General features: G+C 68.5%; 11 protein-coding genes. All 11 read right to left on the reverse strand.

Features of this window, described 5'->3' with window-relative positions; translation table 11 throughout:
- Positions 1–290: 290 nt before the first annotated feature.
- The 11 genes from AC13FN_RS09690 to AC13FN_RS09740 all read right to left on the reverse strand — a co-directional run bounded on the left by AC13FN_RS09690 (position 291) and on the right by AC13FN_RS09740 (position 23,680).
- A complete protein-coding gene (locus AC13FN_RS09690) occupies positions 291–12,674 on the reverse strand; it encodes a filamentous haemagglutinin family protein (protein ID WP_482984687.1) in 12,384 nt (4,127 codons plus the stop codon).
- A gap of 199 nt (positions 12,675–12,873) precedes the next feature.
- Entirely contained in the window at positions 12,874–14,049 is a 1,176-nt protein-coding gene (locus AC13FN_RS09695) for a substrate-binding domain-containing protein (RefSeq protein ID WP_049437555.1), read from the reverse strand.
- Between the two features lie 265 nt (positions 14,050–14,314).
- On the reverse strand, positions 14,315–15,514 hold the full coding sequence (gene gspF / locus AC13FN_RS09700) for a type II secretion system inner membrane protein GspF (protein ID WP_049437558.1): 1,200 nt from the start codon (positions 15,512–15,514) through the stop codon (positions 14,315–14,317).
- 7 nt (positions 15,515–15,521) lie between these two features.
- Entirely contained in the window at positions 15,522–16,955 is a 1,434-nt protein-coding gene (gspE, locus tag AC13FN_RS09705; protein ID WP_049437560.1) for a type II secretion system ATPase GspE, read from the reverse strand.
- Positions 16,952–19,333, reverse strand: coding sequence for a type II secretion system secretin GspD (gene gspD / locus AC13FN_RS09710; RefSeq protein WP_482984686.1), 2,382 nt, complete (start codon positions 19,331–19,333; stop codon positions 16,952–16,954). Before gspD ends, gspE begins: the two co-directional genes overlap by 4 nt.
- Positions 19,330–19,857 carry a type II secretion system protein GspM gene (gspM, locus tag AC13FN_RS09715; RefSeq protein WP_049437563.1) on the reverse strand — a complete coding sequence of 176 codons (528 nt, stop codon included), beginning with the start codon at positions 19,855–19,857 and terminating at the stop codon, positions 19,330–19,332. The genes gspD and gspM overlap by 4 nt, the downstream gene beginning before the upstream one ends.
- On the reverse strand, positions 19,854–21,017 hold the full coding sequence (gene gspL / locus AC13FN_RS09720) for a type II secretion system protein GspL (RefSeq protein ID WP_049437564.1): 1,164 nt from the start codon (positions 21,015–21,017) through the stop codon (positions 19,854–19,856). Before gspL ends, gspM begins: the two co-directional genes overlap by 4 nt.
- A complete protein-coding gene (gspK, locus tag AC13FN_RS09725) occupies positions 21,014–21,919 on the reverse strand; it encodes a type II secretion system minor pseudopilin GspK (RefSeq protein ID WP_049437565.1) in 906 nt (301 codons plus the stop codon). The genes gspL and gspK overlap by 4 nt, the downstream gene beginning before the upstream one ends.
- 9 nt (positions 21,920–21,928) lie before the next feature.
- The gene (gene gspG, locus AC13FN_RS09730; protein WP_049437566.1) at positions 21,929–22,366 is read right to left on the reverse strand and encodes a type II secretion system major pseudopilin GspG; all 438 of its coding nucleotides are present in this window, start codon (positions 22,364–22,366) and stop codon (positions 21,929–21,931) included.
- Positions 22,367–22,423: 57 nt separating this feature from the next.
- Positions 22,424–23,008, reverse strand: coding sequence for a hypothetical protein (locus AC13FN_RS09735; RefSeq protein WP_049437568.1), 585 nt, complete (start codon positions 23,006–23,008; stop codon positions 22,424–22,426).
- Positions 23,009–23,128: 120 nt separating this feature from the next.
- On the reverse strand, positions 23,129–23,680 hold the full coding sequence (locus AC13FN_RS09740; RefSeq protein ID WP_049437569.1) for a hypothetical protein: 552 nt from the start codon (positions 23,678–23,680) through the stop codon (positions 23,129–23,131).
- Positions 23,681–23,691 lie beyond the last annotated feature (11 nt).

Below are 23,691 nucleotides of genomic sequence, written 5' to 3' on the forward strand. Positions count from 1 at the left end.
TTGGTGGGTGCCGACCGTTGGTCGGCATTGTTGTTGGCTCCGGAATCCGCGCATTGCATGGATCCCCCCGCCTGCCGCCGGGTGCTCTCCTGCACCCGGCGGCGCTGTGTCGGTGGTCCTCACCGCTGATGGCCGCTCCCTGCCCTCCGTGCCGTCCTGGCTGGGGCCGCCACCGCTCCGTGGCGGCTGGCCCGATGCTGTTCGTTCTTCCGGCCCGGTCGCATCCACGCATGGCGTGGATCTACTGCCGAGCGCGATCGGCAGCAATGTGTGCCGACCAAGGTCGGCACCTAGCGGCGCTGTGTGCCCTCGTCGCGGCTGGCCTGCGGGAACTGGAAGGCACTGTTGGCGTCATAGCCGCTGTTGGCCGTGTTGCCACGCGCCGGCGGATTGATGCTGCTGGTGCCGCTGCCGAAGCCGAGGATCTGCACGCTGATCACCGACGGCTGGTTGCGCCGTGCGTCGTCCTGGCTCTTGCGCATCACATCCTGTGCCGCCTGGCTGGCGCTGTTCGCTGCCGCACTGGCCGAGGCCAGCGCATTGACGTTGACCGATGCCAGCACCGGCAGGCCCTTGCTCTCGCCCTGCACCTGGATGTTGGCCGCGTTCAGCACCTGCAGTGCGGCCAGGTTGATGTTGCCGGAGACACGGATACCCGCTTCGCCCGCGTCGATGGTGCCCAGCGGCGCGATCAGGTCGACGTCGCCCGGGGGCACTTCGGCAATGGGGTTCAACGTTGCGATGCCTGCGCCACTGGCGGGAGCCTGTGGCGACAGGATCACATTGCCCCAGCCGTCATAGACGCGGCGCGGTGGCGTGTACAACAACGTGGTCTGCGAACCACGACCGGCATTGATGTCACCCTGCTCCGACCACGCCAGGATGTCGCCTCCGAACGTGGTCATCACCCGCGACAGGCCCAGCAGCACGCTGTCCTGGCTGAACAGCCGGATATCACCTTGCCCTTGGGTCACCAGTCCGGCACTGGCCGGTGGCACCACGCCCTGCACACCGATCACGATCTGCCCTCCCGGCGCCATCAGCTCGATGTTGCCACCCGCCTCGGTGCGCACGCCGGAGCCACCGTACATCACGATATCGCCGGTGCGGTCGATCATCGCTCCGGTCCCCCCCTTGTCCGGCATCAGCGTAGCAATGGCTTCGCGTCCACGTAGGTAGGAGCCGAAGCGGGGCCCTTCTGCATCGGTATACTCACGTCCACCTTCGCGCAACTCGGCGTAATAGATCTGGCGCAGGAAGATGCGCTGCTGTTCCTGCGGCAGCGCATCGAACGCGGCCAGCGCCCCGTCGCCGTCGGCAGCCACGCCGAAGCGTTGCTGCAGCCACTGCTTAAGTTCCTGGTCGTACACCTTGACTGCCTTGCCCGGCTGCGACGCAAGCGATTGCGCGGGATCGGCAAGGTTGCCGGGGTCCAGATAGCGAGTACGCAGGGCCGCGAAATCGATCTGCTGGTTGCCGGCCGTCAGCGCGATGCTGGCGCCGGGACGGGTGTCGCCCTGCACGATGCCACCGAGGCTGACGATGCTGCCTGCATCCTCCTGGCGCAGCTGGCGGCCGGCACTGATCTCGGCATTGCCGGGGCCGGCGATGGTCGCGTTCAGATGCACGATGTCGCGGCCCGCCGCCGCCACCGTGATATCGGTGGGCGTGGTGTTCAACGCGGTCATCGACACCCCGAGGATGTCACGGCCTGCCCGCAGTTGCACGGCGCCGGCGGCCTCGAACCAGTTCAGCTGCGTGCGCTGTCCCGCGTTGACATTCAGCGTGCGCTGGGCGCCGGTGGCCAGACCAATGATGTCGCCCTGCACCGCGTAGAAACGGCTCGGCGCCAGTGCCGCAGACACTGTGGACAGCGGGGTATTCGGACCGAACGCGAACAGCGGAAGCGACGCCTCCGGCGAGGCGGTGTTGCCGTCGACCGACAGGTTGTGCCGCGAGCGGGTCACATTACCGCCTGAATCCCCCTGCTGGGCCAGGAATGCGGGGTCGAATGGTCCCGGCAGGCGCGCATCCGCACCGGAGCGCGCGATCTGGGTAGCGCCGCGCTGGGCGAAGATGCTGCCACCGGCCAGGACGTCCAGCCGTCCCGTCGCTGAGGGGGCCAGCAGGATCACATCCTGCGTCCCCGGCGTGGTGCTGATCCGGTCCAGCTTGATGTCGCCCTGCGCAGCAATGGCACTGAAGCGCGAAGGATAGAGCCAGTAATTCAGCAGATCCTCGCCGCCGCCCACAACAAGCGGGACCCGCTCCGGCCACAGATTGCTGCCCGTCACGTTTTCCGGCCCGGCGAGGCCCGGCGCAAGGTCGCCACCGGCACTGAACAGATCCACGGCCGTGTTGGCCGTCCACAGGGAGAACCACGTGCTGCCTGCAGCGCGCGCGCCATCATCCTGCAGCACTGTGCTGTAGTTGGCCAGCGGAACCCGGCCTGCATCGGCGACGCCGCCGAGCACCACATCGCCCCGTGCCTGCAGCTGCGCGGCAGCGTCGCCCAGCACCAGTACCGGCCCGCCCATCGCGCGGGCGGCGTCGGGCGCAAACAGGTCTGCCGCGCGCTGCTGACCCAGCGTCGCGTAGCTTTCCAGGGTGACGCCCATTGCACCGAGGCGCCCCGCATCCAGCTGCAGGCTGCCACGCAGATTGCTGAAGGTACCGTTGAGGTCGAGATTCTGTCCCGCCCTGGAGGCATTGAGGCTGGAGAACGTCGCCCGCAGATTCGGATTCAGTGCGCCACCGATACGCAGTTGCAGGTCGCCGCCGCCGGTCAGGTGCAGCTGGCCATCGCTGACACGGCCGGTCGATCCCACCGCCGCGATGATCGCTCCCGAGCGCGGTGCGATCATCGAGTCCAGCGCGTCACCTATCGCATCGCGCACGCCGGCGTCACGCCCGGCCTCCAGCGTCAGGTTGCCGCCGCCCAATGTGCCGAAGCCGGTGAAGCCGACCATCCGCGGAGAGGCGCCAGCAGCAGCGGACACGTTGGTGTAGGCGCCAAAGTTCACCCACCAGCTGGTCGGCACCGGCTCCACGCCGGTGGTGCTGCCGGTTCCCTGCCGCCACAGCCAATTGCCGACCGCGGCACTGGAGTACAGCGCCCAGTCGCGCTCGCTGGTGCCCGACTCTGCGCGCCCGGTCCAGACGTCACCGACGATATCGCGCCCGGCTTCGACGCGCAGGTTGCCACCATGATCGGGATACCAGGCCCGGTAGCCGGCCAACGCAGCATCATAGCTGCCCGGCACCAGGTTCGGACCCAGCAGTGCGGTGTTCCTGGGGGCTGCTGCACGGGGCGAATTGAAGGCAGCGTCGCGGCCCTCGCCCAGCGTGGTGGGAGTGCCCGCCGTGTACACACCGAAGCCGGACTTCATCACGACATCACCGGCAGCGAGCAGTTCCAGGTCACCCTTGCCGGTGCGCAGCACGCTCCAGGCCGGCGTGCCCGCGCGCTTGCCGTAGGTGGTCACTTCGGTCTGCGTGCCACCGCCGGCGCAGTAGCTGGGTGCGGTGCTGCAGAACTGGTCTTCGGTCATGCCGAACATCGCCGCGAAGTCCTTCGCAGGGGTGCCCACGTAGGACTCGTCACCCCAGAAATCCAGCGAGCCCTGCGCGGCCACCTGGCGGGGGGCCGGGCCGCAGTAGTCGGCCGACATCGCGCAGAACTCATCTTCGGTGAAGCCGTACATGTCGGCCAGCTCCGCGATCGGACGGCCCGCATAGGAGGTGTCGCCGATCCAGTCCAGCGATGCCCGCTCAGTCAACGCACGATCACCCACCCAGATGATTTCGGTCTTGACCGTACCGATCGAGCCCTGGTGCGTGTCGGCCAGTACCACGCTGCCTTCGCTGCCCCAGCGCCGGCTGCGTGGATCGGCTGCCCCGGCATCGGCGCCGGCAACCACGGTCAGGTCCCAGGAGGTGGTGCCCTCGGCCAGCATCGGCGCCAGCGCCCAGTTGCGCCCTTGGTTGCCGTCGGCATCGGCCGGCCGCAGATTCACCGGCCCGTTGCCGGGCAACTCCACCTTGGTCAACGATGGGATGTACGCGCCCACCTTGAGCTCGACTTCCCGTGCCAGGCGCAACGCAACCGGCAGCATCGCGCCGGCGGGCCATTCCTGTGCCGCCATCTGTACGGCACTGCGCAGGCGGAAGCCGGCCCCCAGGCGCGCACCGGCCGCCAACACCAGCGGCTCCTGCAGCACGGTGCCCGCCGCCAGCGTCTGCCCGGAGTCGGTGGTCACCGCCGCACCCAGCACCGTGCCCGCTGGCAGGCGCAGGCTCTGCGAGATCACCATCGGCGCGGGCAGCACGGTACCGACCGGAAGCGTTACCGATTCGACCGGCACGTCATAGTTCAGGCGGGTGCCGGCCTGGAACTCGGTGCCGGGCTGCAGCTTCACTCCGTCCACCGGCACCACCAGGCCGCCGCCAAAGGGGGTGTGCCCCGCGCTGCCATTGCGACCCTCATACAGCTGCCAGCCACCCTCATCCGGCGTGGACGGCGGCGGTGCGAACCCATCGTTGATGCTGCCGTAGACGTTGATGTTGCCTTCGGCCCGCAGCACCAGCGAGGCCGATTCGCCGAAGCCACGCCGCGATGGATCGGCACGGTTGGCATCGGGGCCGTAGCGGTAGCCGGACAGATCGATGTCGCCGGAAATGGTCAGATCGCCCTCCGGATTGGCGATGCTGCGCCGCGCCAGCACCTGCACGCCGGGACGAAGGCGGACGTCGCCCAGCGCGCGCGTGCGCTGCTGCAGGTCCGGGTTGCCCAGCGCACCATCGATCCACGCCACGCTGTGCGGATCGACCACCCGGTCCAGCCACTGCTGGGTGACCAGCTGCGCGCGGTTGCCGCGCACATCAGCGGTGCTGGCCAGGGGCGCATCGTCGTAGCGGCGGAAACCATTGAGCTGGATGTCGGCCGCGCCATCGATGCGCACGCCATTGGCTGCAGCAATCGCCGCGTCGTTGCTGCCCAGCCGCGGCACATCAATCTTCAGCGAGCCCCGCGCCAAACCGTCGTTCTGTCCAGGGCCGTCACCGACGGCAACGTCGCTGCCTGCACGCAGGTCCAGGTGCGCCGCGCTGCCCAGACCAACGGCGCCTTCGGCGCTGCCCAGCGTGATGGTGGCCCGGTTCGGACTGTCGATGATCTTGCCATGACTGTCCACGCGCAGGCCGGTACCGTGCGCGTCCAGCGTGCCGTCCACCTGCAACTGATCGCGGGCGTACAGGCGGATGCTGCCGACCTGCTCGCCGCTGGCATCGATGCGGCCGGCCACGGTCAGGCTGCCCGCATCGACGCTGATGTCGACCCGGCGCGCCTTCACTTCGTCACCGATCCGCAGATCGCCTTCGCCGATCTGGAAGCTGCGACTCCCGACAACGCCGCCGGCGGTCAGTCGCTGGTTCAGGCCGGCGAAATCCTGCAACTGGCGTGCCCGCACCACCAGTTCGCCACCGTCGTACGGCACCAGCGTGCCACCGGCGTCATAGCGGCCACTGGCGGCGCCCTGCAGATCACCGGCCAGATCGGCTCGGCCGGCCATTGCGGTGACCGTCAGGCGCCCGCCGCGGTTGTTGCGGGCGGAAACATCGATGCGGGAGGCAGCATCGGTGCGGATGTCCCCCGTGTCGCTGGACAGCAGGACATCGCCGCCCCAGCTGAACTTGTCCACGTCGTACAGCGAGACCTTGCGCCCGGCGAGGTCCAGCGCCGCCAGGCTGCCAAGTGTGATGCCCTCGCGCGCGTTCGCCGACAGCCGTCCTGACGCCAGCGCGATCGTGCTGTCCAGCGCGATCCTATTGGCGTCGATGCTCAGCTCACTGCCCAGTGCGTCGCCACCCGCCTTGCCGGCGCCACCCTGCAGGCGGAAGTCGCCGCCGCTGCGCACGCGCAGCTGCGCGGCGGCACCGGCGGTCAACAGGGGGGTATCGATGCCGAGGCTGCCTCCGCTGTACTGCCAGCCCTTGTCGGCCAGATAGTCGCCACGCTGCTGGAACACGTCCAGCGTACCCTGCGCGGAGAACGACAGCCGCTCGGAAGCACCCAGGTTGAGCGCGCTGAATCCGAGGACCTGCCGGTTCGCCGGCACCTCGGAGCTGGGGCGGCTGAACGGTGCCCGCCCCAGCTGCAGCTGGCGGGTGACGATGTCCAGCTGCCCGGCGCCGAGCCGGTCCACCATCGGATCGGCCGGCGGCACCGACGCGTCACTGCCCGGCGCTTGGCTCGCCGCCAATGAGCCGTCCCAGACCAGCGTGTCCACCAGGATGCGCGCCCGGTCAGTCGCAGCACCGTAGCCGTGGATGGCCTGCGCACCAAGCACGAGCGTCTGCAGGCCACTGCGGCCGGTAGCACTGTCGCGCGCGTCCAGGTCGACGCTGCCGAACACGTTGACAGAGTCCCGCGCGACCAGGCTCAGCGTGTCCAGCGCCGGCGCGCCGATGGCATCATTGCCGCGCAGCAGTTGCTGCAGCACGGACTGGTTCATGGTCATGCCACTGGGCAGCGCACCTGCCGCAGCGGCCTGGGCGATCGCTTCGGCACTGCCGAGGTTCAGCGCCGCCATGCTCAGGCCGAGCTGGCGGGTGCCATAGCTGGCCGAGTCGCGCATCTGCAGCGTGCCATCGGTCGCTACCGCGATGCTGCCATCGGAAACCAGCCGGGTCTGGCCGTCGCACGCCGTCTGGCACCCCCCGATGTCGATCGCCACTGGACCGGCCTCCACCCCGGTGGTGCCGGTGATCAGGTTCAGGCGCTGGTTGGACACCGCCAGCAGGCCGCCGGAGACCTGGTAAGGCAGGGTCGCGCTGGCATTCGCGTTGGCGGATGCGAACGGCAGTGTATCGAGGGTCGCACCGGCCTCGACCAGCACGCCGCTGCCACCGGAGGCCGCTGCCACCAGCACTTCCGGTGCGTTCAAGGTGACGCCGGAACGGATCGCCACGCTGCGCGCCTGGCCGGTCACCGCCACCTGCGAGGCCTCCTGGTTGAACTGCCCGCCGATCATCATCCGCGCCGGCAGGAAGGCATTGAGCGCGTCGTCGCTGAAGGTGGCACCGCGATCACGCGCCTGCGATTGCGCACCGCCATCGACGATCTCCAGTGAACCGACCGCCGGGCTGGCCAACGTGGCTGTCAGCGTGCCGCCGCGCCCGTTGTCGGTGGCGGCGCCGAACCGCGCGGTGCCGGCAAAGCGGATGGCAGGCGCGTCTGCACGACCTGCGCCTTCGCCCAGCGCAAGGGTCAACCCGAGCGCATCGATGGTCTGCCAGCCACGCGACTCGCCGCGGCGGTCGGCCACCGATTGCGCGAAGCTGTTGTAGGAGGTTTCGTTGTAGCCCGAGTGCCGGCGTACTACTGCGGCCGGGGTCAGCAGGATGTCGGTGAGCAACGGCGAGATTGCCGCGCCCAGCGCCGTGCGCTGCTGCCCGGACACGCGCCAGGTGCCGGTGCCGGTCGCGATGGGTTGCGCGATGCCCGAGGTGCCGGTGGCGCCCAGCTCAACCCGGAATGCACCGGGCTGCAGCGCATAGCTGGCCGGCATCAGCGTGTAGGTGCCTGCCGCCAGGCCGGGCACGCCCGCCGGCACGGTGATCTGCTGGCCCACGGCCGGTGCGGCGAATCCTTCCTCGCCGCTGGGGGCAAATGTCCCGGCGCGTCCCGGCACGATCGCATACACCGGGTTGCCCGACGCACTGAATTCATAGCGCGGATTGGCGTCGGCCAACGCCGTTCGCAGCACGTCGACAGAGCCACCGCGTCCTGACACAAAGGCGGCACCGGTCAACTCACCACCGCCGGACATGTCCAGCAGTGCCCCCGGCGCCACCTCGATCTCATTCGCCTTCAAGGTCACCCCCATCGAGGAGATGCCGGCCGGCGTCAGCGAACCCAGGCTGCGCGTACCGACCCGCCAGTCGACACCATCGACGGTGCCACCATAGGGCAGCGACAAGCCGGCGCCACTGGTCGAGGTTACGCTGCCTGGCAGCAGTTCCACCCGGCTGCCGACGGTTCCGTTCTGGATAAGGCCACCCAGCTGCAGCGTGCCCATCGGCGCCTGTACGTTGCCGCCCTGCTGCACCGTGGCCGCCACCAGGCGAAGCGTACCCAGCGCCGATTCCGGCGCCGGCTTCGTGGCCGCACCGGTGCCGTGGATGCGCAGCACGGCATCCGGATCGGCCCAGTAATCAGCGGTCTGCACGGTCTGCGCCGAGGCGCCGGCCACCAGCGTGCCGACCGCGCCTGTGGTGGGGTACAGGCGGGCAGCGGTCACGTCCATCGAACCGGCCGTCATCAACGCGCTGGTACTGCCACTGCTGGCAATGCCGTTGGTCAGGCGCACGTCGCTGCGGCTTTCCAGTGCCACGTGTTCGAACCCGGGCAGCCAGGTGACGTCGCGGATGTCGATCAGCTCGGCCTGCACCGCCAGCGAATGCCGGTCCGGTGCCGCAGAGGCCACCTCGGCCGTGACCAGCAGGTTCTCGCCCGCCAGCTGGCGCCAGCGCGCCTGCGCCAGGCGGACGTAGGGCGCACTCAGGCGCAACGCCGACGACGGCACGGCGTCCACGGCCATGCCCAGACTAGAAGTGCCCTGGCCGTGGATGCGCAGGCTCTGGGCCAGGCGCAGGTCGACATCGCCGACGGCGCGGATGTCACCGAACACGGACAGGTTGTCGAAGCCGCCGGCCTGCAGCTGCTCGACCGACAACGCGGCGTGGCCATATTCCAATGCGGCCGGCAGTGGCTGCGCCGGTGCGCTGTGCTGGCTGAGGCTGATCGCACGCGCTCGCAGTACCTCCTCGCTGGCGCCACGTGCATGGATGCTCCCGCCAAAGGCCAGGCCAAGCGTGCCCCCGCGTGCGCCGGCACCACCGGCGGCCGCGTCCATCCCGCCCTCCAGGTACAGCGCGTTGGCCGAACGCAGCACGATTTGCCCGCCGTCGCTGTCCACGCGCACGCGGCCCTGGCCATCGATGTCCAGTTCGGCCGACGCGCCCCGCGCCTGCAGGCGCGCACCGCGTTCGACCACCACGAAGGCTTCCGGTGGTCGGTTGTCGACGAATGCGGTGGTCTCCCAGTCCAGCGCCCCGCCAATCTCGATGCGTCCACCTGCACGCACCTGCCCGCGCAGGCGGCCCCTGGAATCGGGCAGCGAAATCGCGTCTGCATCGGCATCCAGCAGCGCGCCTTCGGCGAAACGCCAGGTGCGTTCGGTGCGCTGCCCGGCGTACAGCGCGTTTTCCGGGCGCACATCGTCGATCAGGATGCGGCCGCCCTTCGCGCGCAGCGTGCCTTCAACATCGATGTTGCCTGCACCAAGCAGCGAGATCGTCTGCCCTGGATCGACCGCCACCAGTGCATCCTTGCCGACCCGCAGGTCACCGCCCACGTTGTTGCGGTCCGAACGCAGGCTGATGCTCGCACCCGAGCGCTGGCTGACGCGCCCGCTCGACGGATCGGCGCTGTACAGCGGCGCATCCCACGCCGCCAGTGCGGTCGCCCGATCCGTTGCCATCCGCGCATCCTGGGTCAGGCGCAGGCCTGGCATGGCTGCGACCAGTTGCGCGCCATCGGTCACTTCCAGGCCCTGGTGGCCATTGATGTCGTACTGTGCAAAGCCACTGCCGAACAGGCTGGGGTCCAGTCGCAGCGACGCGCCCGCCAGGTCCGCGTCCCCCACCCGCACCTGGCCACCGGTCCCCAGCGAGAAGGAACCGCTGCCCTGTCCTCGACCACTGAACCGGCTCCCCTCGCCCAGTTGCACCCGGCCACTGCCGTCGGTCGTAACCGTGCTGCTGTTCGCCTGCAGGCTGATGCTGCCACCTTTGCCGATGTGGCCCTTGCCACGCAGGTCCAACGCGGCGCCGGCCTCGACGTCGACCGTTACCTCGGCGCCCACGACCACGTCATGACTGTTGCTCAGGCTCAGGCGGCCGCCATCCGTCCAGGCACCGCTCGCGTCGCGCGGCATCGCCAGTGTCGCGTTGCTCCATTCACCGGAGAGATCGATCCGCGTGCCGTCGGCGATGGCGGTTCGCGTGCGGCCATCGTGCAGCAGCGCCGTCGGCCGGCCCTGGACATCCAGCAGGTTGCCCGCCGACAGCTGGCCGCCGGCAATGCCGATGTCGCCTGCCAGTTCCACCTCGCTGCCGGTCAGGTTGAGCTGTCCACCTGCCTGAAGCCGGAGGTTGCCGTCGATGCGGATGCGATCGGCGGTCGCCAGGTCGATCCGTCCCCACTGCTGGGCACTCAGCTCTGCGATATCCAGCCACACCGTGTCACGCCGCTTCTCGTTGACCGGGGCCAGCAGCGACCACGCGGCCTTCGTCCGAGCCTTGTCATCCAGGCGCACATCCGAGCCGAACACACCGCTGCGGCCCTGGCCGTCGTAGCGCCCCAGGTACAGCTGCGCATTGCGCGCGACCGCCGTCTGCGCCTGCGCATAACCCTCCAGCGCGGTATCCGGCCTGCGGTTCTGCTGCGCGCCCTGGAAGGTAGCCGTCTCAACCTTTCCATCCAGCACCGCGGTCGGTGCGGAGATGATCAGGCGTCCTGCATCGCGGCCGACCGTGTATCCGTTATCGACACGCTGCGCCGCGAATACAATCGGATCACGGAAGGTCTCGGTGATGCCCCAACGCTCCTGCTTTACTTCATGGCCGCTGTACAGGCCATCGAACAGCATCTCGGCCGGCGCGTCATCAAGGCGGTAGACCTGGCCATCGACGCCGCGCACCCAACTCTGCCGGATCACGCCACTCTGCACATCCAGGCTGCCACCGGCAAGGTTGATGCGTGAGCCGCCATGCGTGATCACTTCCCTGCCGCCCAGCAGGACGGTGCCTCCCTGCGCGGCCCATTCGCCGATCGAGTGCCCCTGGTTGTCGAGATAGCCGCCCACTTCCAGCAGGCCACCCGCCGCGTACCAGCGCTCACCCGCGTAGCCCCCGGTACCGGCCGGAACGTGGACCAGCCTGCGGCGGTCGACCCAGACCTCGCTGCTGGTCAGCTTGCCGCTATCGCGGTTGTCCAGGGCATCGCGCAGTTCGTTGCCCTGCACCTTGACCTGGACATTGTTGCTTTCCATCGACACCTGTACGCCCACTGCGCCGGACACGTCCACGCGTGACGCGTCGTCTACGTAGCTGCGGGCTGCCGCGTCGGCGATGATCTGGCCGCCCGTGGCAACCGTCAGCGAATCCGCGCTGAAATGGATGTTGCCACCCGAGACGATCTCCACCCTCGACTGGTCCCGGCGATCATTGTGCTGGGACAGATTGTCGAAGGTTGCCGAGCGCGCGCCGGCGCGGATCGCGTCCTGCTCTGCCGACTCCTTGATGAGGCTGTTGCGCTGCGTATCCAGCACCGTGGCCTTGCCATCGTCCTCGACCAGCACCGCCGTGGTGGCTCCATCGGCAAGCGTGACGCTGCTGCCGGCATCACTGGCCGAAGCCAGAAGATGCACGGTGCCGCGCTGCGCTAGCGTGGTGCTGGCCACGGCCACACCGGCCTGCTCGACGTTGCGCCCGGCCAGGGTCACGTCACCCTCGCGGGCGCGCAGCAGACCGGTGTTGCGCACGCTGCCCGCCGTGCTGCCAGCGACGAAGCGCGGCGCGATTTCATTGCCGCGGGTGGTGGAGCTCGTATTGGTCGCCGTACCCACGCCGCGCCGGATCACGAAACTGTCACCGGCAGCGAGCTGCACCTGGCCCTTGCGCGCTTCGATATGGCCAGCATTCTCCACGCTGTGCCCGGCCAGCAGCACGTAGCCACCGCCGCGCGTCGCGCTGGTCGGCTCATGGGTCGCGATGCGGGCACCCTGCTCCACCATCACCTTGCCAAATGCATCGATGAGCGCGCTGCTGCTGGCGTCGGGGCTGTACAGGCCGTTGTCACGGAACTGCGCATCGCTGATCCGTGCTGCAGCCGCCAGCAGATTGCGTACATTGACCTGGCTGTTGTTGCCGAACACCACCCCGTTGCGGTTGGCCACGAACACCGTGCCATTGGCCTTCAGCTGGCCCAGGATCTGGCTGGGCCGCGCCTGCGGATCATTGACGCGGTTCAGGACTGCCCAGTCAGGGTTCTGCAGGAAGTTCAGCGTGGTGTTGCCGCCGATATTGAAGGTCTCCCAGTTCAGGATCGCCTTGTCCGCGGTCTGCTCAACCGTAACCTGCACCCGCCCGTCGCTGCCCTGCGACTGGATTGCGTCGCGCGCATTGAGCCAGCCGCGGGTCAGCGGGTTCTGGTCGACGCTCAGGCCATCCTTGCCGAGGCCATCGGCAACGATGAAGCCAGCCTCGCGGCGCGCCTGCCGCGCCTGTTCCTGCAGCCGCTGCTGCAGGGCAATCGCCTGCGCCGCCGTGCCGAGGTTGTCGATCGACTGCTGCAGCTTCTGCCGTGCTGCATCCTGCTGCTGGGCCGGCAACTGGAACTGGATCGGCACACCGTTGGGCATCCGGCCACTCTGTGCCGCGCTGCCCTGGGCCGCGCCCCGCTCAGCGAACCAGCCCGGGCTGAACGCCTGCTGCGCCTGGCTGGCCGGGGCCACCATGCTGCCCAAGGCGACCGCGATGGCCCACGCCATCGGATGATTGCGGCGCATCGGCGCGGCCGGATGAACAGCGGACGGGAGCGGGTGCGACATCGGAACCTCATCAACCTGGTGGGCCGCGGCTGCGGCGACGATCGGGGAGACACGCGCAACGCATGCCCTGCCACTGATAGACGGTTCACGTGACACGAAGCCGACAGCGAAACGCTGCAGCGGCGGCACCGTCGCGGAAATGGCGACGCCGGCCCAAGGGCCGGCGTCGGGTCAAGCAGGATTCAACCAGTGCTGCGGATTACAGCGGACGACCGATGCCGGCGCAGGTGCTGGGATTGTTCAGGCCGGCAGTGCTGCTGGCCAGCACGAAACGGTTGCGGATCGCATCGCGCCAGGCCTTGGTCAGCGGAATGAAGCCGTGGTCGGTGATCGACTTCTCATACGCGACGGTGTAGGTCGCAGGATAGTGGCGGGCCAGGAAGCCGCGCAGGCTGGTGGCGACGCTCGAATCCTTGTAGCACTGGCCGATTACCAGGTTGGTGTAGCCGGCGATCGGATAGCCGGCCGACGGGTTGCCGAACACCGGCACCCAGTTGGCGGGGTCCTCGGCAGCGGTGCCGGTCGGCGGAGCGACGGTGTCCAGGGTGGCCTGCACGCTCACCTGGTCCGGCGAGAAGCCCTTGACCTTGGCGACCTTGGTCGCATCGGTCACGTTCGGGATCACGTCCGGGCCAACGTAGCCGATACGTCCTTCAGCAGCGTAGACAGCGTTGTACAGCGAGGTGCCACCGGTAGCCGGGGCGGGCACCAGGAACGCCGGCAGGTTGCCGTTGGCATCGCGCTTGTACAGGTCGGCGAAGGTCGACTTGATGGCGAACTTGCCGCCCACCAGCTTCGAGGTTTCAGCGTTCTCAGCGGCACAGGCCGCGGTCAGGAAGCGGCTGAACATTTCGCTGGTGCCGCTGCTTTCCGGGCGGTACACGACCTGGATCGGGCCGCTGCGGTTGGCATCGATGGTCGACCAGTCGCTGATCGCACCCGAGAACACGCCGCAGATCTGCGCCACGCTCAGGTTCACCGCAGAACCGGCCTTGTTGAACGGGATGGTGACCGAGGTGGCCACCGACGGCACCTGGATCAGCGCGCCGTAGCGGTTGGCATTGGTCGGCTGGTTGAAGTTGGTGGTGTAGGTGGTCAGCTCGGTGTTGCTCAGCACCGAATCGCTGCCGGCGAAGTGCACGGTGCCGGTGGTCGAGAACAGCAGCGAGTTGTTTTCCAGGAAGGCCTTCTTGCCGGTGCCCGAACCGGTCACGGCGTAGGTGAAGTTCGCCGGCAGAATGCTGTCGGACGAACCCTTGTAGAGGTCGGCCGGCAGCGAAGCGCCGCCGCCGGTGACAGTCTGCGCCGAAGCGGCACCGGCAGTGGCCAGCAGCGCGGTGGCAACCAGCGCGGCCAGGGTCTTGTACTTGTTCATGATCTTCTCCTGAAGGGTTTACTGCGAAGGGAAACGCCAAGGGAGGAACGGTCACTACACGCCTGCTGCCGCCGAGGGCCTCCCAGCCCACTCTGCGGCGACGTGGCTATGCTGGTGCGCGCCGATGACAGGCCGCTTAAGAAACCTCTGGAAGATCAGAAAAAGGTGTGGAGGATTGTGTGGAGGAATCCAGCTGTCAGTAGATCCACGCCATGCGTGGATGTGCCGCCCATGGCGCGGTGATCCATCCACGCATGGCGCGGATCTACTGCACCAGTTGGTTCATTTCCATGATCGGCATCAGCACCGCCAGCACGATCGTCAGCACCACGCCGCCCATCACCAGGATCATGGTGGGTTCCAGCAGCGCGGTCAGCGCCATCGCGCGACGCTCGATCTCCCGCGAGATCGTCTGCGCAGCGCGATCCAGCAACGGCGCCAGCGAACCGGTCTTTTCGCCACTGGCCACCAGGTGCACCAGGATCGGCGGATACACCTTCTGTACCTTCAGCGCAGAGCCAAGCGCGGCACCTTCGCGCACGCGCCCAGATACGTCATCGGCACAGCGCGCCAGCAATGCATTGCCAAGCGTCTGTCGTGCCGCCTCCAGCGCACGCAGCAGCGGCACGCCGGCATCGAGCAGGATCGCCAGCGTCGAGGCGAAGCGCGCACTGTTCACGCCCAACACGAAGCGCCCGATCATCGGCACCCTCAGCAACAGCGCATCCCAGCGCAGGCGCAGCTCTGGCCGGCGCAGCGCCAGCCGCCACGCCACCACCAGCGCAGCGATGCCCAGCCCCACCCACACGCCCCAGCTGCGCACGAAGGCGCTGGCCGCCAGCATCACCTGGGTCAGCATCGGCAGCGTCTGCCGCGCCTGCACGAACGCGGTCACCACCTGTGGCACCACGTAGCTGAGCAGGAAGATCACGATCGCCACCGACACCAGGCTGATCGCCGCCGGGTAGATGAAGGCGGTCAGCACCTTGGCCTGCAGCGCGTTGCGTTCTTCGATGTAGTCGGCCAGGCGCTCCATCACTCGCGCCAGGTCGCCGGAGTCTTCACCCGCCCCCACCAGCGCCCGATAGATCGGTGGAAAATCGCGTGGCCGCGCGGCCAGCGCCACGGTCAGCCGCTGGCCTGCGCGCACGTCGGCGCGAACTGCAGTGAGCGCCTGCGCAACATGCGGGCGCTCGGCCTGCTCGATCACCGCACTCAAAGCACCTTCCAACGGCAGGCTGGCGGCCAGCAGGCTGGCCAGCTGGCGCGTGGCCCAGGCCAGCTCGCTGGCAGACAACCGGCGAGCCCCCCAACCACTGCCGGCACTGCGCGCCGCACTCACCTGCACAGGGGTCAGCCCGCGCCCACGCAGCAGCTGGCGCGCACCGCGCGGGCTGTCGGCATCCAGCTGACCCTTCTCGATGCGGCCCTGCGCGTTGGCAGCCTGGTAGTCGAACAGTGCCATGCAGGCCTCAATCGTCGCCGGTGACGCGCAGGATCTCTTCCAGCGTGGTCACCCCGCTGTCGACCCAGCGCTGGCCGTCCTGCCGCAAGGTCCGCATGCCGGCACGCCGGGCCGCCTCGCGCAGCGCGGGCTCACCCTGTCCTTCATGGATCAACGCGCGCACGCGGTCGTCGACCACGAACAGTTCATGGATGCCAGTGCGTCCCCGATAGCCGCTATTGCCGCAGGCCGCGCAGCCCACAGCGCGCCATACGGTACGACCCTCGCCGTCCACCTCGGCACGCCGGCACTGCGTGCACAGCCGCCGCACCAGCCGCTGCGCCAGCACGCCGCGCAGCGAGGACGCCAGCAGGAAAGGCTCCACGCCCATGTCGGCCAGGCGGGTCACCGCCGAGATCGCATCGTTGGTGTGCAGCGAGGCCAGGACGCCATGCCCAGTCAGTGACGACTGCACAGCGATCTGCGCGGTTTCCAGGTCGCGGATCTCGCCGATCATGATCGTGTCCGGGTCCTGGCGCAGGATCGCGCGCAGCGCGGTGCCGAAGCTCATGCCGATGCGTGCGTTGACCTGGATCTGGCCGATGCCTGCAAAGTCGTACTCCACCGGATCTTCCACGGTGAGGATGTTGCTGGTGCTGCTGTCGAGCTGGCCCAGTGCGGCGTACAGCGACGTGGTCTTGCCGCTACCGGTCGGCCCGGTGACCAGCACGATGCCATGTGGCTGCCGGATCAACCCGGTGAACGTGGCCAGGGTGTCATCCGCCATGCCCAGGCGCTGCAGCTGCAGGCGGCCGGCATCCTTCTCCAGCAGTCGCAGCACGGCGCGCTCGCCATGCCCGGTCGGCACCGTGGAGACACGGATATCCAGCGGCCGCCCGCCCACGCGGATCGCGATGCGCCCGTCCTGCGGCAGCCGCTTCTCGGCGATGTCCAGGTGGGCCATGATCTTGATGCGCGAAACCAGTGCTGCATGCAACGCGCGACGCGGCTGCACCATGTCGCGCAGCGTGCCGTCGACACGGTAGCGCACCACCGAATGGGTCTCGAACGGTTCGATATGCAGATCGCTGGCGCCATCGCGTGCGGCCTGTGCCAACAGCGCATTGATCATGCGGATCACCGGTGCATCGTCCTGCGCATCCAGCAGATCGGTGACCTCCGGCATGTCCTGCATCAGCCGGTCCAGGTCGACTTCGCTTTCGGCGGCACCGACCACGGCAGCGGCATCGCCGCCGTCACGGTATTGCTCACCCAGCCGCTGCTGCCAGGTCGCCGCATCCAGCGCATGGAACGGCAGCGGGCCATGCCGGCGGCGCAGTTCGGCCACGGCCCACGCCGCGGTGTCGGCGGTGCCCAGCAACACGGGCTCGCCGCCCGCCTCGGACAGCATCACGCCATGGCTGCGCACCCAGGCATACGGCAGTGGCGCAGACGCGCTCACGGCCCGATCACCAGTTCCGGCGTGTAGCCCAGCCCGCGCAGCTGCTGCAATGCCGGATCCAGCGTCGCCGGATCACGCGGCAGGCGCACGCGCAGGCGTTGCCCACTCTCGCCCGGCGTCGCCTCCGCGTAGGCCTGCAGGCCCAGTGCCCGCACCTGTGCAACCCCCTGGCTGGCACGGGCCGGGTCCAGCCCCTGCGCGAACTGCACCAGCTGCGCGTCGCCGTCACCGGCCGGATACAACGCCGCCAGGCTGGTGTTCTGCAGCGGCTGGCCCTGCCCGTCGCGCACATTGCCCTGGCCGAGTACAGACAGGTCCTGCGGCGGCAGCTGTGGTGCCGACAGCGCCGGCAATGCCCAGCTCTGTACCGGCTGCGCGCTGGCCTGCGCGTTGCGCATGTAGTCGTAGCGGTCGCGGGTCAGACGCTGGCCGGCGGCGGGGTCGCGCACCACGTGCGGGCGCAGGAACACCATCAGGTTGGTCTTGGAGCGCTTGCGCGTATCACTGCGGAACAGCGCCCCCAGCAACGGCAGCTTGCCCAGCCCCGGCACCGCATCACGACCGTGGCTGACGTTGTCCTCCAGCAGGCCACCCAGGACCATGATCTGGCCATCGTCCAGCAGCACGCTGGTATCCAGCGCACGCTTGTTGGTGATGATGCCGGCGGCACTGTTGGCACTCTGCGCGTCGATGCTGCTGACTTCCTGGTAGATGTCCAGCTTCACCGTTCCGCCCTCGGAGATCTGCGGGCGCACCCGCAGCTTCAGGCCCACGTCCTCGCGCACGATGGTCTGGAACGGGTTGTTGCTGCCGCCACCGCCGTCGGTCACGTAGCGGCCGCTGACGAACGGTACGGTCTGGCCGACCATGATGCTGGCCGCCTCGTTGTCCAGCGTCATCAGGTTCGGCGTGGACAGGATGTTGGCACCGCCCTTGCTCTGCAGCGCAGTGGCCAGCGCTTTCATGTTGAGGATCTGGCCGACACCGGGTAGGTTGATGGTGCCGTCGATCACGCCGATCTTCAGGCCATCCTTGGGCAGCACGTCCAGCGTGGTACGCGCGCCGGTATTGAGCCCGCTACCGCCGGTGGCACCACCGAAGTGGGTGCCACCAAAGGTGCGTCCATTGCCCAGCGTCCACTGCACGCCTAGCTCGGCCGCGTCGGTCTGGTTGACCTCCACGATCAGGCTCTCGACCAGCACCTGTGCACGGCGCTGGTCGAGCTGGTCGATCACCCGCCGCAGGTTGCGGTACACCGGCTCCGGCGCCGAGATCAGCAGCGTGTTGGTGGCCACGTCCGCCTGCACCGAGATGCCGTTCTGGCTGAAGCCGGTGCTTCCCGCATCGATCGGGTCACGGCGGCTGGGGTCCAGGCGCTGCGATTCCAGCGCATTGCCTCCGGTCTTGGCCTGCTGCGGCTGCGACGGCTGCGTTGGCGTGGAACGGTTGGCGTCACCCGGCAGTGGTGTGATGCCTTCATTGCTGCCCATCGCCGGTGCATCGCTCTGCCCCGCCACCACGCCTCGCAACACACCGGCCAGCTGGTTGGCCTGGGCATTGCGCAGGTAGACCACATGCAGGTTGCCGGACTCGTCCTGGGCGCGGTCCAGCTTCTCCACCAGCTGCCGCGCCAGGCGGGTGCGGCCGGGACTGCTGGAGCGCAGCAGCACGCTGTTGCTGCGCGGGTCGGCCATCACCACCACCTTCTGGGTGGGCTCGGCGCCCTGCGCATCCAGCAGCGGCGCGACCATCGCCGCTACGTCAACCGCAATGCCCTGCTGCAGCTTCACCACATCGGTGTCCATGCCGGCCGGCGTATCGACGCTGGCGATCACCCGCGCGATGCGCTCCAGGTTGTCGGCGTAGTCGGTGATCACCAGGGTGTTGTTGCCCGGATTGGCGGTGATCGGATTGTCCGGGCTGATCATCGGCCGCAGCACTGCCACCAGCGCGGCCGCGTTCTCGTAGCGCAGCGCGAAGGTGCGCGTGGCGACCTCGCCCCCTGCACCACCACTACCGACCCGGCCACCAAGCAGCTTGGCATCGGCCTGCGGCACCACCCGGCTGACGCCGCCGTTCTCAACCACCGCGAAGCCACGCATGCGCAGTGCGCCCAGCAGCAACTGGTAGGCCTGGGTACGGCTGACCGGACCATCGGAAACCACTGTCATCTTGCCGGTCACCCGTGGGTCGACCAGGAACTGGCGTCCGGTGAAGCGTGCCGCCATGCGCAACACGCCACCGATATCGGTATCCACCAGGTTCAACTGCACCGGCTCATCGCGGGTGTCCTGCGCCAGCACCGGCGCCGGTGCGTGGGCCATGCACACGATCAGGGCCAGTGCGGTACTGCAGGCAAGGCTGCGCATCGCCCTCATGGATGGGCACCCACGTTGAGCGCCATCACGATGTTTCCGGAAATCCGTGCCGCCGGCATGTTCGCATCCCCTGTGCGTGTCAGTTGCAGCTGCTGCAGTTCGATGGCCGGATCGGCCAGCACGGGCAGCAGCCAGTTCCACAGCGCGTCAGCGGGCACCGCCTGCACCTGCAGGTGCCAGCGCCCGTCGCGCGCTTCGATATGCAGTCCGTCGGCGAGGCCGGCCGACTTGATTCCGTCACGCAACCTGGCCATCGTCGGGCGCTGCCCCTGCGTCCGCTGCTGGCGCTCGCGTGCGTGCAGCAGTGGCGCCAGGACACGCGCCTGCGCCTGCAGCCGCGGCAGCTCGGCCTGCCAGTGCGTGCGCTGCTTCAGCAGCGGCTCCAGCCACAACATCCACAGACCCGCCGCCAGCAGCGCCACCACCATCACCCACAGCATCAGCCGGTCGCGCGGTGGCAGGCGTTGCCAGCGCTGCTGCACGCCCGTCATTCCCGCGACCAGCCGCAGGGTCCGGGTCGTCACTGTCCAGCTCCGCTCACCCGCAGGCGTCCACCGGCTTCGCGCGCCAACTGGAGGCCCTGCGCCTGGACCGCTTGCTGCCAATGCTCAAGCCGCTGCGGATCGTCGGCCAATGCCTGGGCGTCGGCATCCAGCTCCATGTCCAGCTGCCCGGGCTGGTAATGCAGGCTGCGTACCTGTCCCGCCAGCTCCGGAACCGCCTGCAGCGTGCCGGCTACCTGACGCTGCAGCGGCGGCAACGGCGGCGCCGGCAGTGGCACGGCCAGTGCTCGCCTTGCCTGCAGCACCGGGTCCACCACGTCGGTGATTTCCGGGAAGCGTGCGCTGAACTGGCGTGCCATGTCCTGTTGCAGGGCCTCGCCCTCACTTCGCCACCGCGAGACCTGCAGTTGCAGACCGAGCGCGGCCAGCAACATCGCCGCCAATGCCAGCCCGATCGCAAGCCGCGGCGCTTTCTGGCCCGCCCCGGGCAGCGGCAATGACCAGCCTGGCAAGGGGCCAGAGGCCTGCCGTTCATGGGGGATGGCGGTGGCCGGCAGACTGTCCGGCCACGTCGGCGGCACACCATCGATCCACTGCACGGCCTGCACGCCGGCCTGTTGCAGGCGCACTGCCAACGCCTGCATCACCGCACAGGCATCACGTCCGCCATACCATTGAACGAAACCCCGATCGCGCCCGCTGCGTACCAGCAGGTGCTCGCCGCTGATCTGCAGCGTGGCATGGCCGTCCTGCCAGGGCAGCAGCAGCGGCGTCGGATACAGTGCCTGCAGCCGCAGTGCACACGAAGCCAGCAGCTGCTGCGCCTGCAGGACCGCCTGCTGGCCCAACCAGGTCACAGGAACCGTGCCGTCCGTCGCCTGCACACCGTGGGCCAGCGCTACCTCCTGCAGGTCATCCAGCAGCATCGCCTCCACCTCACCCTGCAGCGCCGACTGCAGACGGCGCCCGGACAACGGTGGCAACTGCAGTTCCAGCAGGATCAGGTCGTTCGGATCGAGGCAGGCATGCACCGCAGCCTGCGGATGGCGCAGCCCCAGCGCCGCCAGCGTGTCGCGGCCGTGAGCCAGCACCTCGCCCTTGTGCAGCTGCGCCCAGTCCACCGCGCTGTCGGCGCGCAGACGCTCAAGCGCCGGCAAGCGCACCCGAAGCTGCACGGTCATGCGCCGATCCTCGTCCACACGCGTTGCACACGCACGCCATCGTCGCGGTACTCGCGCCAGAGCAGCGCGCGAAAATCAACCGCGCTGCCGTCAGCCTGCACCTGGCCGACGGCAAGGAACCACTCGCTATGGATACCCAGGGGAAGCACGGCCATCTGTTCGTTGCTCAGTTGGAGTCGATTGGCGATGTCGCCGCGATTGAGCAGCCAATGACCAGCGTCGCGCTCACCGAGCAGCGCCTGCAGCCGTGCCGGTTCGACCGCAGGCGTCACCGCCTGCAGAACGCGCAGGTCGCTGGTGTTGGCGTTGACCAGGGTCTGCGCCGGCAGCACCACGGTGCGCCGCGCCAGCGCCTGCAGCGCTACCGGGTCAGCGCCGGCCAGCGCCTGTTCGATCAGTGATTCACGCGGCAGCGGCGCCTGCGCCTGCATGTCGCCATCGCGCAGGCGCGCCTGGATGTGGTCCGCGGCGGATGCGCAGGCGCCCTGGCCCAGCCCCTGCCCGGCACACAACGCGATGAACGCGCGCCGCGCCTCGGGGTCCGGCCTGCCATGCGCCAGCAGGTTGCGCAGGTTGAACATCGACTGCGCATCGACCAGTTGCAGCTGCACCGGCAACGGCGCCTGCAGCTCCAACGGGCGGGCCCAGCGCCCGCTGCGCACCGTGGTCAGCTGTTCCTTTACATCCTCACGCAGCTGCTGCGCTGCACGCTCCAGCGTTACGTCCACGGCCATGCGTACCTGTGCGCGCAGCTGGTCGCCACGCAGCGCGCGCAGCTGGGCCGACTGCCGGGTCAGCAGTGCCGTGGCAATCACCGCCACCAGTGCCACCACCAGCAGGGCGACAATCACCGCCATGCCACGTTGACGGACACTCGAAAAAGAACGCATCCGGGCTGACATCGGCCTGCCTCACAGCTGCCAGGAGCCGATGTCCGCGTTCCCGGCGTCGCCACCGGGCTTGCTGTCCGCACCCAGCGAGAACACATCGATGTCGCCGTGGGTGCCAGGTATCTGATACTGGTACGGATGGCCCCACGGGTCATTGGGCAGGCGATCCAGATAGGGCGTGACCGGCATCGCGCCACCGCCCTGCGGGGGCTTCACCAGTGCCTGCAGGCCCTGTTCGGCACTGGGATAGCGACCATTGTCCAGCTTGAACAGTTTCAATGCCTGCATCAGCGCCGCGATGTCCTGGCGCGCCGCCACCACCCGTGCCTGGTCCGGACGGTCCATCAACCGCGGCACGATCAGCGCGGCGAGGATGCCGATGATCACCACCACCACCATGATCTCGATCAGGCTGAAACCCTTCTGCCGAGCTTTGCGACCACGAATCTGCCTTGCCATTGTTCCGCCCTCGTCATCCTGGAAGAGACCGCTGCGCCATGGTCAGCGGTGCATGTGTCAGTACGATAAACATCCGCCGGCAATTCGCTGCGCGTGTGCCTGTGCAGGCGCAACACGCGCAGCCGGCGCACATGCAGACTCGAGCAGGTGCCGCGGCACGCTGGCCAGCGCATCGTCGATGCAGCCGCGCAGCAATGGGTGCGCGCAGGCCTGCAGCAGCCGCACGCACTGCATCGGCGACCACGCTGTTCCATGATCGAGGCCGATGAACATCCGATAGGCCTGGTGATAGCGCAGGTCGTCGTACACGCGCTGGGCACTATTCAGATCGCGCATGACCACCAGCAGGGCCGCGCGTTGCAGCAGCCGCGCATCACCTGCATCAAGCGGGAGCGGGCTCATGGCTGCTTCGGGCCAGGGCCGCAGCTGCAGGTCGAGCGCTTCTCGCAGCGCCACCAGTGGGTGCGCACTACCATCCAGTGCCGCCCAACGCCCCGCATCTGCCCAGGCGTCACTGGACAACACCCAGACCCAGGAGTGCCCATAGCGCTGCACGTTCAATGGCGTATGCCGTGCCTGCTCCAGTGACTGGCTCAGGTGACGATCCAGCTCCAGCATGCTGATCCTGCGACTGTCTGCCATCGGCGCCGCCCGTGCTCCGCGACGCGTGGTGCGCCGTACTCTGGAGAAGACGTCAGCAAGGCAGGTGAAGCGACAGCGCACACGCAGCTCTGTGCGCTGCGTGGCGCTTCATCGCCAACGTCATCGCAGCGTCATCTGCCTGCAGGCTTCGCGCTCCAGTCGCGGTGCGTCGCCTCCGCAACGGCGCGCCAGTATCGCCACGTCGCTGCGCGCGGCGAACGCGGCCAGCGCATCGGTCATCTCCGCGTCATCGCACCATGCCCCCATCGCAACGCGCAGCGCCGGCAATTGCCAGCTGTCCATCACACCGTGGGTGCCCGCCACGAACCAGTGCCACAGCCGATGGTGCAGCACCTGCTCGTGCAGCTGCGCCAGATCGTCAATGCCATGAACCCCCGTCAACAGCAGGGCGCGCGCGAGGACCGCAGGTGACAACGCACCGGCTTCAGACAGGGGAAGCGCCTGCTGCTGCAGGCGCAGCAGCATCGCCAGCGGGTGCGACTGCGGATCGAAATCCAGCAGCACCGCCTGTTGCTGCCACTGCGCATCGGACACCACGCACACCCAGGGCGAGCCATATCGATGCACCATCAACGGCCGTCGCTGCGTGGTTTCCAGCAACGCCGACAGATTGCGACGCAGATCCAGCACACCGATGGTCTCGTTGCGCATCCTTGGCTTCT

Source organism: Stenotrophomonas sp. 115C5 (assembly GCF_056861055.1).